The sequence below is a fragment of the uncultured Streptococcus sp. genome, from assembly GCF_915066115.1.
GTDB lineage: Bacteria > Bacillota > Bacilli > Lactobacillales > Streptococcaceae > Streptococcus.
Genome location: NZ_CAJZDT010000041.1, coordinates 1 through 13351, shown reverse-complemented (window position 1 = coordinate 13351; position 13351 = coordinate 1). Strand labels below are relative to the sequence as shown.

At 43.0% G+C, this 13351-nt stretch carries 10 protein-coding genes and 1 pseudogene; 2 read left to right on the top strand and 9 right to left on the bottom strand.

Going from position 1 to position 13351, the window contains the following annotated elements; all coding sequences use genetic code 11:
- Window positions 1-125: 125 nt before the first annotated feature.
- From QZ565_RS04350 to QZ565_RS04330, 5 genes are all read right to left on the bottom strand, one after another.
- A complete protein-coding gene (locus QZ565_RS04350) occupies window positions 126-1049 on the bottom strand; it encodes a carbohydrate ABC transporter permease (protein WP_023945674.1) in 924 nt (307 codons plus the stop codon).
- Window positions 1050-1062: 13 nt separating this feature from the next.
- Window positions 1063-1992, bottom strand: coding sequence for a sugar ABC transporter permease (locus tag QZ565_RS04345; RefSeq protein WP_101786307.1), 930 nt, complete (start codon window positions 1990-1992; stop codon window positions 1063-1065).
- 211 nt (window positions 1993-2203) lie between these two features.
- Entirely contained in the window at window positions 2204-4084 is a 1881-nt protein-coding gene (locus tag QZ565_RS04340) for a beta-N-acetylhexosaminidase (protein ID WP_295526106.1), read from the bottom strand.
- The gene (locus tag QZ565_RS04335; RefSeq protein WP_295526104.1) at window positions 4078-4947 is read right to left on the bottom strand and encodes an ROK family protein; all 870 of its coding nucleotides are present in this window, start codon (window positions 4945-4947) and stop codon (window positions 4078-4080) included. Before QZ565_RS04335 ends, QZ565_RS04340 begins: the two co-directional genes overlap by 7 nt.
- Window positions 4948-5030: 83 nt before the next feature.
- The gene (locus QZ565_RS04330; protein ID WP_295526101.1) at window positions 5031-7676 is read right to left on the bottom strand and encodes an alpha-mannosidase; all 2646 of its coding nucleotides are present in this window, start codon (window positions 7674-7676) and stop codon (window positions 5031-5033) included.
- A 334-nt stretch (window positions 7677-8010) separates the two neighbouring features.
- Here QZ565_RS04330 and QZ565_RS04325 point away from each other — a divergent pair, with 334 nt between their 5' ends.
- Window positions 8011-8733 carry a pseudouridine synthase gene (locus QZ565_RS04325; RefSeq protein ID WP_295526097.1) on the top strand — a complete coding sequence of 241 codons (723 nt, stop codon included), beginning with the start codon at window positions 8011-8013 and terminating at the stop codon, window positions 8731-8733.
- A gap of 112 nt (window positions 8734-8845) precedes the next feature.
- Complete coding sequence (pepC, locus tag QZ565_RS04320) at window positions 8846-10180, top strand: aminopeptidase C (protein ID WP_227325738.1); 1335 nt, start codon at window positions 8846-8848, stop codon at window positions 10178-10180.
- A gap of 55 nt (window positions 10181-10235) precedes the next feature.
- Here the strand turns inward: pepC and QZ565_RS04315 are convergent, their stop codons facing one another.
- From QZ565_RS04315 to QZ565_RS04300, 4 genes and pseudogenes are all read right to left on the bottom strand, one after another.
- Complete coding sequence (locus QZ565_RS04315) at window positions 10236-11147, bottom strand: PTS system mannose/fructose/sorbose family transporter subunit IID (RefSeq protein ID WP_033676082.1); 912 nt, start codon at window positions 11145-11147, stop codon at window positions 10236-10238.
- 23 nt (window positions 11148-11170) lie between these two features.
- On the bottom strand, window positions 11171-11974 hold the full coding sequence (locus QZ565_RS04310; protein WP_000022716.1) for a PTS mannose/fructose/sorbose transporter subunit IIC: 804 nt from the start codon (window positions 11972-11974) through the stop codon (window positions 11171-11173).
- A gap of 25 nt (window positions 11975-11999) precedes the next feature.
- Window positions 12000-12989: a PTS sugar transporter subunit IIB gene (locus QZ565_RS04305; protein ID WP_004258131.1), complete on the bottom strand. Its 990-nt coding sequence runs from the start codon at window positions 12987-12989 to the stop codon at window positions 12000-12002.
- 236 nt (window positions 12990-13225) lie between these two features.
- Window positions 13226-13303, bottom strand: a pseudogene (locus QZ565_RS04300) (alcohol dehydrogenase); the annotation flags it as partial.
- Between the last annotated feature and the right edge of the window lie 48 nt (window positions 13304-13351).

Genomic DNA, 13351 nt, shown 5'->3' with positions numbered 1-13351 from the left:
AAACTAGCCGCAGGCTGTACTTGAGTACGGCAAGGCGACGTTGACGCGGTTTGAAGAGATTTTCGAAGAGTATTAACTTCACACAAGGGAAGTTGGAACTGAGAAAGGGTATTTCTCAACAAGCACTATTCTTTCACACCACCGATAGTCAAACCTTTTACAAAGTAGCGTTGGAAGAATGGATATAGAATCGCGATTGGAAGGGTTGCGACCACAACCATGGCCATACGTCCTGTTTCTTTCGGTAGAGCAACGCCCAGTTGACCAGATAGGCCGACTGCTTTGGCGATGTAATCCATATTTTGTTGGATTTGCATGAGCAAATATTGCAATGGATACAAGTTGTCACTCTTGATATAAAGAAGGGCGTTGAACCAGTCATTCCAGAAACCTAGAGCTGTCAAAAGCGTAATGGTTGCAATACCTGGTAGTGACAATGGCAAACAGATTTGGAAGAAGATCCGGGCTTCACTGGCACCATCGATACGAGCAGATTCAAGAATGGCTTCTGGGATTGTCTTCTTGAAGAAGGAACGCATCAAGATGATGTTAAATGGTGAGAGAAGCATTGGAACAATCAAGGCCCAAACTGTATCACCGAGTTGAAGCAAACGAGTGACCACAATATAGCCTGGTACCAAACCAGCGTTGAACAACATACTAAGAAGGGCAAAGATCGTAAAGAATCTGCGATACTTAAAGGTTGTCCGTGAGATGGCGTAGGCATAGGTTGTTGTGATAAAGACGTTTGTGATAGTCCCCACCACTGTTACAAAGACTGAGATGAAGAGGGCTTGGAGGATTTTATCCTTAAACTGTGCCAAGAACTCAAAACCGTCTAATCCAAATTGAGATGGGAAGAAGCTATATCCATTTTGGAGGATACTCTTTTCATCTGTCACCGAAATAACGATAACGAAAACAAAGGGTAGGATACAAGAGAGGGCAATCAAACCAGAAATAATACTGAAAAAGATATCTGCTTTCTTACTGAAGGAGTGAATGCCGACATTATCAATTTTTTCTTTTTTAATTTTCTTTTCTGCCATATTCTCCTCCTTTCTAGAACAAGGCTGAGTTTGGATCAACTCGTCTTGCAAGTAAGTTTGATAGGATAACCAGAATCAAGCCGACAACTGATTGGTAGAGACCTGCCGCTGAAGCCATCCCGATATCCGCTGTCTGAGTCAAACCGTTATAAACATATACGTCCAAGACGTTGGTTACGTTGTAAAGCTGACCAGCATTGTGTGGGATTTGGTAGAAGAGACCAAAGTCTGCACGGAAGATGTTTCCGACTGCAAGGATAGTCAATACAGTTACCAATGGTGTCAACTGCGGAATGGTTACATTGCGAATGCGTTGCCATTTGCTAGCCCCGTCCACTGTTGCTGCTTCGTAGTAGGTTGGATCAATTCCCATGATTGTCGCATAGTACATGACACTGCTATATCCAAAACCTTTCCAAATACCTAGGAAAAGGAGGAGATATGGCCAGATACCCAAGTCAGCGTAGAAATTGACTTCCTTCATTCCGATAGATTCTAGGAAATGGTTGAAGACCCCTTTATCGATGTTTAGGAAGGCATCTGTAAAGAAACTGATGATAACCCAAGACAAGAAGTAAGGGAACAACATAGAAGTTTGGAAGATCTTAACCATTCTCTTAGAACGGAGTTCACTGAGGATGATGGCAATCCCTACAGATACAATCAAACCGATAAAGATAAAGCCGAGATTGTAGAGGACAGTATTTCGTGTGATAATAAAGGCGTCTTTTGAACTAAACAAGAATCTGAAATTATCGAGTCCGACCCATTTACTATTCATGATACTATCTATGAAACCATTACTTGTCATGTGGTAGTCTTTAAAGGCAACCACGTTCCCAAATACTGGAATGTAGAAGAATAGAATCAACCAGAGTGCCCCTGGTAAAACCATCAAGAGAAAGATCCAGTTGTCTCTCAAGGTTTTTGAAAACTTATTCATAATTTCCTCCCTTTTTTATTTTGATATCCATCTAAAAATTCCTTTTTAGACTTTTGATAACGATTACATTATTAGTATACTCCTATTTGCAGGTTAGGTTAAACTACTAATTATAGAAAAAACTCCACAAATTATTTTATGTGGAGTACTTTTTTAAGAAAGGGATGTTTCACGGGAAACACTCTGAGTAAGAGCATGGTGTTCTTGTTTTTTATGTCGTGTAAATCGTTGAAGCTGTCGCAATAGTATGCCACTGGTTGGCTGTTGTGGCTGCGAAATCCTTGTCTGCGTAGAAGTCAGTAAATGGCAAGATGTCTACTTCTAGTTCTTCGATGCGGTCAATTTGACCAGCCAGATAAGCCTCGATGCGACTTTCTGCTCGCTTAATGCGTTGCAAGAGTCCGCCCATACGGATGTCAACTGTATCCAAGCCAAAGACCTTGTTTTCTTTCAGCCATTGGTGGCTAAAGAGGGCATGGAAGTGTTCGATTTGGCTTCTAAGTTCTGGTAATTCTTGTCTTGCGATTTCTTTTAGATTTTCTTTATCATCCGCTTGGTAGGCCTGACGGATGCGTCGTCCTACATCGACTTTAGAACTTAAAATAGCATTCAACTGGGCCTGAGTTTCAAAGAGATAAGCATAATTTCCTGCTTTTTCTTTGATTTCAACAAGTGTCTCAGTAGCCTGAGCGAAGTGCGGTTTGTCCTGTACAGGTGTCATGTGTCTATCAAGAAGAGGGCAGAGAACATCCTGGTAAAAGACATAGCGGTTAGGATTGATGCCACTGAGATTGCCTGGTAGGTCTGGCAAGAGGTTGGCAAGGTCAATCTGCATAAAATCCTCAACTGATAGACCTGTATTAATCTGGAAATGAGCAGACAAACGGTCTAGGTCATTGCGGTAGCTGAGTTCTGCCCAGATTTGCAAACTTGGTAGGACAGCGAATTGGGCAGTTTCCCCACCATTGTCCCCCCAACCCGTCACGATGACTTCTTTGATATCATTGGCACGACATGCTTTATTGGCTTCAAGAGCAATGAGACGGCTGAAATGGTTGTTGGGTGTGAAACCAATCCACTTCCAAGCACCTCCTGCAAATGCAAGGTCATGGCTAATCTTGTGATGGTTGCGGAAGTTGCGATTGTATTTTTCCTCGCTATCCTGATAATAGTCCCAGTAAATCAAGGTCACACGATCTTTGAGGCGGTCTAGGTAGACACGAGTTTCTTCTGGAATTTCCACATCACGGTCGTACTGGCCATCTGCTGACATAAGTTTAAAGAACATATCGCTCCACATCTGGCAGTGGAAACCATATTTGTCAGCAATATCCAGCACGCGCTCCAAGTGTTGGCACATGAGGAGACTACGATCCACAATACCGTTCAGAATCAAGTAGCGTCCCAAACCAACCAAGTGGGCTTCGTCCATCCCGATATTGACCTTGCGAGTTTGTAGTTTAGACAGAGTAGCAAACATGCCATCAATCAGGTTATAAACCTTTTCTTCGCCAATGAGAAGAATGTCCTCTACATCACGGAGTTCCTGGACTTCTTTGACACCCCATTTGACGAAGGCTGACAAGTGAGCCAAGGTCTGGATACATGGCACAAAGGTCATGTCAAACTGCTGGGCATAGGCTTCGATCTCCTGCAACTCCTCAGCCGAGTAGGCTCCACGGAAATAGCCAAAGTAAGGCTGCCCTTCAATCTGGTAGGTGTCTTCCATGTAGAGCTCAAAGGTTGAGTAGCCCATGAGAGCCAAGACCTCAATCATCTGCTTGGCAGAAGCCACATTCAGCACTGCATTTCGAGAACAGTCTGCCATATAGGCCAACTCTTCATAAGCCGCCTGCTCTTCAATCTCTACTTTGTCACCTTCTGCTAGAACTGTTGCCAACAAGGACAAGGCTCGATAAAGTTGGTGGGGTTTGCGGTAGGTCAATTGATAGTGACCACCCTCACCCTTGATAGAAATCGAGGCTTGGTCAGACTGAGCGACAGCTACCTCTACATCTGGTAGCGAAATGTGCTTTGTCAGCAAGTCGATTGCCTGAGTTTGTTTGGAACTAATTCCTGTAAATCTTACCATTGATTTTCCTCCTGTAGCCAGTTGACAAGGGCACCGTAGAGATTGGAATCTGCATGATAGGTACAGGCTTGGATGACAGGTGCGATCGTGTATTCTTCGTAGGTTTCGACAAAGTTATCAACAGCCTTCTTAACACCTTGTATGAAATCTGGATTTTGACTGATAGAGCCACCCAGACTAATGACATCTGGATCAATCAGATACTGGATATTAAGCAAACCTTGCGCCAGATTGCGGTTCATGCGCTCAATAGCTTCTTGGCAAAGAGCATTCCCAGCTGTAGCCTCTTGGTAAATCTTGCGACCGTCCCAGTCAGTCTGACCAGATTTTTCAATCACGTATCGCACCATATTTCCAGTTGACGCTAATTGCGACCAGTTGTTGAGCTTTTCAGCAGGGGCAAGGGTTGTCATGTAGCCAAATTCCCCACCCAATCCGTGGCGACCTCGGTGAAGTCTGCCATTGATAATCATGGCTCCGCCAATTCCTGTCCCAATCACGACACAGGCTGCATTTTCAAGTTCTGGATGAGCTAGCAATTCACTGAGTCCAACGCAGTTGGCATCATTTTCCAGATGGACAGGTAGCTGATGATGGGCAAGCGCCTCATACCAAGAAAATCCGTGGATGTAGGGCACGGCACTGAAGCCATCAATCACACCTGTTTCTTGATTGACCGCGCCTGGAACGCTCAAAGCAATCCCACTGTAATCCTGCTCTGACAAGCGCTGGTCTAACCAAGCTAGTAAATCCTCCAAACTTTCAGGCGTTGGAATGCTTGTCTTATTCAGTATTTTCCCATCAGGAGTCAGACTGGCAAACTTAATCCCAGTCCCTCCGATATCAATTGTTGCAATGGTCATTGTTTTTACCATAAAAAGGGGCGAATCAGCAGTTAGTTCTTACCTTTTCGCCCCTCCTTTCTTTTTATGTTTACTTTTTGAAATTAAATTTCTTCTTTTTTGATGAATTCTGTACGAATCTCTTGTGGTGAAATGAGGCCTCTATGAACTGGGTATGGTCGTTCAAGTAGGTCAAGGAAGAGATGTTGACTTTCCGGTACACGTACATTTTCACTACACATATTGTAGTAACGAAGGACATAGCCTTCTTCATTTTCAGCTACCTTAAAGGCTGTTGGACAGATTTGCGGTATGCTGAGAACAGAATGGCTCAAGAGGCTACCAGTCGCAGCGACGCTTCCTTCCTGTCTAGCAAGTTGAAGGCTGGTAAACGGTGTCTGCAAGGCTTTAGCGCGACGATAGGCTGAGAAGCGTTCTTGGGCTTGGTGGCATTCGAGAGCAAACTCGACTTCAAACTCACGCAAACACTGAGCTTCTGGTGTTGGGAAGTAACCCCAGTCACCTAGCTCACCTGACGCACGCAGAATGGTCACTGCAATAGTGTCGTCTCCAAGGATTTCGTATTCATTCAATCCCTTGTTGGATACGGTCACACCTTTTTCATCATCATACAGGCTGACAAAGGCTTGTTGGTGTTGAGGATTTTCAGGATTTTCCCATGAAGCTGCTGGTTTGTTTGGTCGTGTAACCACCTCATAGATACTTTCAGAATCATTGCTTGGACGCGTGTTGTGAGTCTTGACCAAGAGACGGATACGGTGGTCTTTGGCAGTGTTGGTAAAGCGAGTCTTGCAACGAATTTGTGGGTTGTCAACAAAGACAGTCAGCTCAGTTTCCAGAGGAATACTTGTCAACTCTTCTGAACGTCCAGCCTCACGCTTCATAAACTCGATGATGCCTTTTTGCTCTTCTTCTAGCTTTTCATCCGCACTGACAGGCACGGTCAATTCATGTTTGAGCAAAATCTTAGCGTAGCGAGCTGTGTTTTCCAAGACCTCGTAGCCCTTAAGCTCTGCATAGATTGGCTCTGTTCCTTTTGGTTGGAAATAGATATACTCGTTTCCGATGTCACCACGGTCTTCGAAGCGGATAAAGTCTTCATAGGCTTCGTGAGTTGTCTTATCATAAACTGTGATATTGTCATCTACACTCACCGTTACGAATGGTGTATCAATCACTCCGTTTTGGTAAATACCCTCACGGTGTGCTTGCTCTCCTTCCAGCAATTGGAAGGTTGTCCAAGAAAGTGGCGCTAGGTGAACTGGAATGGTCACGCGCACTTGGCGAGCAATACGAGCTTGGCGGAACTTGTCTTTTGGTAAATCGTACTCAAAATTAGCCCCAAGGTCTTCGATTTTAGCCTCTACAGGACGACCATCCAAATCCTCCACATGGTAACTTGGCAAGGTAAGAGCAGCCATCTTCTTGTAACCTTCTGTTGGGTGCAATTCCTTGAAATCACAAGTCGCAACATCAATCACTGTGCTGACAGTATCGACCTTATCATGCAGGCCTGTGTTAATGACAGTAAAGAGATAATCACTTTGAGCCTTAGCTGTAGCGATTTTGCCCTTCCATTCGTTAAGAAGATTGCTCTTAACAAAGTTTCCGACTTGATTGACCTTGGCAAAACGAGTTTCCATCTCACGGTGAACTTCGTCCACGCTACAGCCACAGATACTATCATGCGGCGCATTTTGCAAAAGAGTTTTCCAAGCATAGGTCAACTGATCCTTGTGGTTGTGGCCCCCAGTAATAATAGTCAAGGGTTCTACAACTTGCTCTAGGAGGTTGCTATTTTCTTGGAAGGCTTGTTTGAGGTAAATGCGGGATGAAGAAGTGTTGGCAAGTGTGTACCAGCCATCTGTTTCCTGACTGGTCAGCTCACCTGTAACCGTTGATAACTGCTCTGGTAGAGCACTTTCCACGGCTTGGACATACTCATCAAAAGAACTATGAACAAAGGTTACATCTGGGAAGAGTTCATTTGCCACACGAATGGCTTCGCTCAGATTTTTCTGTACAGGCTGGTGGTCACATCCGTTCATCATCAACCATTGGTTGGTAGAAGCGTAGTCACGCACGTCTGCCAGTTTTTGTTTCCAGAAGGTCAAGGCCTCGTCTTTATCAACTGGAATTTCATTCCCATTACTGTACCAGTTGGCAAAGAGGATACCGAGGACACGACTTCCGTCTGCACCCTGCCAGTACATTTCTGAAAACTGGGAAGTAAACTGCTCATCTTCGAGGACTTGGTTGTCAAATCCAATCGGCTTCACACCACGACCGAAAGCGGCCACGTGAATGCCTGATTTTTGAAGGATTTGAGGCGCTTGTCCCATATTTCCAAAGGTATCTGGGAAGTAACCAATCTGAGTGGATTTGCCCCACTTTGCAGCTTCCTGCTGACCAATCAAGGTATTGCGGACATTGGCTTCACTTGAAATCAAGTAATCATCCTGCAAGATATAAAAGGGACCAATTTTCAATTTTCCTTCGTCGATGTACTGTTGAACTTTGTCGCGATTTTCAGGACGAATCTCCAAGTAGTCATCAAGGACAATAGTTTGCCCGTCTAAATGGAAACTCTTGAACTCAGGGTCATTTTCAAAAAGATCAAAGAGATTGTCAAACAATTCCACCAACTGCATACGGTGGCTTTCAAAAGGCAAGTACCACTCACGGTCCCAGTGACTATGTGAGATAATATGTACAACAACATTTTCCATGAAGTAAAACCTCATTCTAAATTTAAATTTTAACGTTTTAAATGTAAAGGTGTGATTCTGACAAGAATCGGTTGCGCTAATACTCAATAAAAATCAAAGAGCAAACTAGGAAGCTAGCCGCAGGCTGCTCAAAGCACTGCTTTGAGGTTGTAGATGAAACTGACGAAGTCAGCTCAAAACACTGTTTTGAGGTTGCAGATAGAACTGACGAAGTCAGTAACATATATACGGCAAGGCGACGTTGACGTGGTTTGAAGAGATTTTTGAAGAGTATGAAACGAAAAGGAGGTTGGTCATTGAGACAGCCTCCTTTTGAGTATGATATAATAGTTCTATGAGATTAGATAAATTTTTAGTTGCCTGCGCTGTGGGGAGTCGGACTGAGGTCAAAAACTTGCTCAAGGCTGGGCGCGTGATGGTAAATGGTAAAAAAGAAAAATCAGCTAAATTACAGATTGATGAAGAAAGAGATGAGATTCGCTTTGATGGTCAAATGATGGAGTACGAGGAGTTTGTCTACTACATGATGAATAAGCCCCAAGGAGTTATTTCAGCGACTGAGGATCCCAAGCACAGAACCGTGTTGGACTTGCTGGATGATATTGCTCGGACCAAGGAAGTTTTCCCAGTAGGACGTTTGGATATTGACACGCATGGTCTTTTGCTCTTGACCAATGACGGCAAACTAGCTCATGCTCTTCTTTCACCTAAGCGTCATGTGGATAAGACCTATCTGGCACAGGTTAAGGGAATTATGACCCAAGAAGACGTAGAGACGTTTGCTAAGGGGATTCCTCTTAAGGATTTTACCTGTCAGCCCGCTAAACTGGAGCTTGTTTCCATAGATATAGAAAAGAATCAAAGCCAAATCCGTGTGACTATTGCAGAAGGGAAGTTCCATCAGGTCAAGCGTATGGTGGGCTACTGTGGCAAGGAAATAGTAGACTTGCAACGTTTGACTATGGGAACTCTAGTATTGGATGAGAACCTAGAACGAGGGGAATGGCGTCGTTTGACCAAGGAAGAGTTAGAAGTTCTCCTTGCGAGTATTGCTTAATTGGGTTTATGTTAGAAAAAAGGTGAGGAAGAATATCCTTGCCTTTTATGTTTTTCAGTTGCTTACTTTGTGAAAAGAGTTATAATAGACTGTAGAATAAAAGGAGGAATCTATGAACGCGATTCAAGAATCATTTACTGATAAATTATTTGCCAACTATGAAGCAAATGTAAAATACCAAGCGATTGAAAATGCTGCCAGCCACAACGGAATTTTTGCAGCCCTAGAACGTCGCCAAAGCCATGTAGACAACACACCTGTTTTTTCATTGGATTTGACCAAGGACAAGGTTACTAACCAGAAAGCGTCTGGTCGTTGCTGGATGTTTGCGGCTCTCAACACCTTCCGCCACAAACTCATTTCTCAATACAAACTAGAAAATTTTGAGTTATCACAGGCCCACACATTTTTCTGGGATAAGTATGAAAAATCAAACTGGTTCTTAGAGCAAGTGATTGCGACTGCAGACCAAGACCTAACTAGCCGTAAGGTTAAATTCCTACTTCAAACACCTCAACAAGATGGTGGTCAATGGGATATGGTCGTTGCCCTTTTTGAGAAATACGGTGTCGTACCTAAGTCAGTTTACCCTGAGTCTGTTTCATCTAGCAGCAGCCGTGAGCTAAATGCAATCCTTAATAAATTGCTTCGTCAAGATGCTCAAATTTTGCGTGACTTGCTTGCTTCTGGCGCAGACCAAGCGACTGTTCAAGCTAAGAAAGAAGATCTTTTACAAGAAATCTTTAACTTTCTTGCTATGTCTTTAGGACTTCCACCACGTAAATTTGACTTTGCTTATCGCGATAAGGATAACAACTACCAAAGTGAAAAGGGCATTACACCACAAGAGTTTTACAAGAAATATGTCAATCTTCCTCTAGAAGATTATGTTTCTGTTATCAATGCTCCAACTGCTGACAAGCCTTACGGCCAATCTTACACAGTTGAGATGTTGGGAAATGTAGTTGGTAGCCGTGCAGTTCGCTACATCAACGTACCGATGGAGCGCTTGAAAGAATTGGCGATTGCTCAAATGCAAGCAGGTGAGACTGTTTGGTTTGGTTCAGATGTCGGCCAGCTCAGCAACCGTAAAGCTGGAATTCTTGCGACAGATGTTTATGACTTTGAATCAAGCATGGACATTAAACTCACTCAAGACAAGGCTGGACGTTTGGACTACAGCGAAAGTTTGATGACCCACGCCATGGTCTTGACAGGTGTTGATTTGGATGAAAATGGGAAGTCAACCAAGTGGAAGGTTGAAAACTCATGGGGAGACAAGGTTGGTACCGATGGTTACTTTGTTGCCTCAGACGCTTGGATGGACGAATACACTTACCAAATCGTTGTCCGTAAAGAATTGCTAACAGCAGAAGAACAAGCTGCCTATGAAGCAGAACCAATTGTACTCGCACCATGGGATCCAATGGGTGCCTTGGCCGAATAAAAGTATAGAAAAAAGGAATCAGATTTTAGAACCTGATTCCTTTTAAGTTGCTTGATTACATGATGTGAAGAACATGTGCCACAATACCCACTGCGAAGAGTGCAAGGATAATAGTGATTGGAGATACTTTTTTCTTAAGCAAGTACATGCAAAGGAAAGTAAGGAGTAGTCCTGATAGTCCAGGGATCAACATATCCAAGTTTTGTTGGAAAGTAGTAACTTTTTCAGGTGTTTGAGACAATCCTTGTCCTACTTGTGCGAATGCTTCTTGGATACCTTTAGATCCTTCTGGCAATTTATCCCAATGGATATAAGCCTTTTCATCTAGTTGAACTTTGGCAACATCGAAAGCAAATTTAATATTTACCCAACGTTGAACAAGGACAGCAAGAATGAACATACCAAGGATAGAAGCTCCTTTAGTGATGTCTTGAAGGATACCGCCAGACATATCTTTAGTGATTTCTGATCCAGCCTTGTATCCAATCTCTTGTGTATACCACAAGAATGACATACGAATCAAGTTCCAAAGAACGAAGAAGAGGATTGGACCTAAGATATTACCAGTAAGTGCAAGTGAAGCACCGAGTGATCCAAGGATTGGGCGTACTGTAAACCAGAATACTGGGTCACCGATACCAGCAAGAGGTCCCATCATACCGATTTTAACCCCTTGGATAGCAGCGTCATCAATTTCAACACCGTTAGCACGTTCTTCTTCAAGTGCAAGAGTAACCCCCATGATTGGAGCAGCTACGTATGGGTGAGTGTTGAAGAACTCAAGATGGCGTTCAAGAGCAGCAATTTGATCTTCTTTTTTAGTGTAGAGTTTTTTAAGAGCTGGAATTAATGAGTAAGCCCAACCCAAGTTTTGCATACGTTCATAGTTCCAAGAACCTTGTAAGAAAGTTGAACGCCACCAAACTTTTTTACGATCTGATTTAGTTAATTGAAGTTTTTCAGTCATGATGTTTTCAGTCCTTTCTTATCTTAGTAGTCTTCTAGGATATCGCCGATTGGGTCGTTAGAAGTTGCGGCTCCTCCGCCACCATTTCCACCAGTTTTAGAAAGGTGAAGGTAGATAAGAGCGATAGCAACACCGATAGCACCAAATCCGATTAGAGTAATATCTGACACGGCAGCAAGCACGAAACCAATAGCGAAGAATGGCCATACTTCACGAGTTGCCATCATGTTGATAACCATAGCGTAACCAACGGCAACGACCATACCACCACCGATAGCCATACCATCTTTAAGCCAATCAGGCATAGCATTTAGAATGCTTTGTACTGTTTCAGTTGGTACCATTAGAAGGAGTGCTGCAGGGACTGCAATACGAAGACCTTGAAGAAGAAGTGCGACAAAGTGAGCACGTTCAACTGCTTTGAAGTCACCTTTTTTAGCAGAAGCATCAGCAGTGTGAACCAATCCGACAGAGAGTGTACGGACAATCATAGTCAAGAATAGACCAGCAACTGCAAGAGGGATAGCAACCGCTTGGGCAACACCGATACCTGTCTTAGTAAAGTCGCCACCAAGAACCATGATAATGGCAGCAGCAACAGAAGCAAGAGCAGCGTCAGGAGCTACGGCAGCTCCGATGTTAGCCCAACCAAGGGCGATCATTTGAAGAGAACCACCAAGGATAATCCCTGCTTCAAGGTTACCAGTAACAAGACCGATAAGGGTACAAGCTACGATTGGTTGATGGAATTGGAACTGGTCGAGGATACCTTCAAGACCTGCTAGGAAGGCTACAACGACTACTAAAACCATAGAAATAATAGACATCTTTAAAATCCTTTCATAAAATCGATTATTGCACGTTCGCTTTGTTGATCAAGTCAAACAAATCTTTTTTCGTGTCGTTTGGTACTTTACGTACATCAAATTCAACACCAAGGTCACGCATTTTTTCAAATGTAGCAACGTCTTCTTTATCCATAGACAAAACGTTGTTAACCATTGTTTTACCAGTTGAGTGAGCCATTGATCCAACATTAAGAGTTTTGATTGGCACGCCACCTTCGATAGCACGAAGGGCATCTTGAGGTGTTTCAAACAAGATAAGGGCATGTGTTCCTCCGAAGCGAGGATCTTTTGCAACGTCGATTAGTTTTTGGATAGGAACAACATTTGCTTTCACTTTACCTGGAGCTGCTTGTTTAATCAATTCTTTACGTAATTCGTCTTTAGCTACGTTATCTGAAGCAACGATGATACGATCTGCTTTTGAATCTGGAGTCCAAGCAGTTGCAACTTGACCGTGAAGTAAACGAGTGTCTAGACGGGCAAGGTTGATTTTGAGTTTACCGTCTCCGATGACAGTTCCTTCTGGAATAGCAGCTTGGGCAACTGGAGCAGCTGCAGCGCTTGCTACTTCCTCAACTGGGTTTAGCTCTTCTGGAAGAGCTTTGATGCCATCTTTGGCTTCTTTAATGATATTCGCAGCGACTTTTTCTACACCTGCAGCAGCGTCCATGAGGCGCTCTGTGTAGGCTTGAATTAACATCGGTAAGTTAAGTCCTGTGATGATGGCAAACTTACGCTCAGGATTTTCTCCCATCACGCGGCTAGCTTGGTTAAATGGAGATCCACTCCAAAGGTCAGCCAAAACTAGAACCTCATCTTCTGCGTCAAATGCAGCAACAGCGTTATTAAACTTAGCGTATAGATCATCAGGACCTTCATTTGGCATAAAGGTTACAACTTGAACCTTTTCTTGTTCACCAAAGATCATAGATCCTGACTGATGAATACCCGCAGCAAATTCGCCGTGGCTCGCAATAATGATTCCGATACTCATTATTGTCATTCCTCCTTTAAAATGTTTGACTGTGTGTTTAAGAAAACTTTAAGCCTAATTAAGTATAAACCGTTTTCATCTAAAAATCAACTATTTATCATAAAATAATTAAAAAGATTACATCTGAAAATATTGATATATTGAGTTTTAGAGAAGTTTTTTTGAATCCTTATTTAAAAATTTAATATAAAAAAGTTGGAAGAAGCTTCCAACTTTTAAAATAGGTTTTTATTAAATTAGTGGGTGAAGTCGAGTACCATACGTCCTTGGATTTGACCTTTTTCCATTTCGTCGAAAACGGCTAATGCATCTTCTCATTGATGGTTTTTTACAAATAGAAATACACAAACTTCTGTACCACG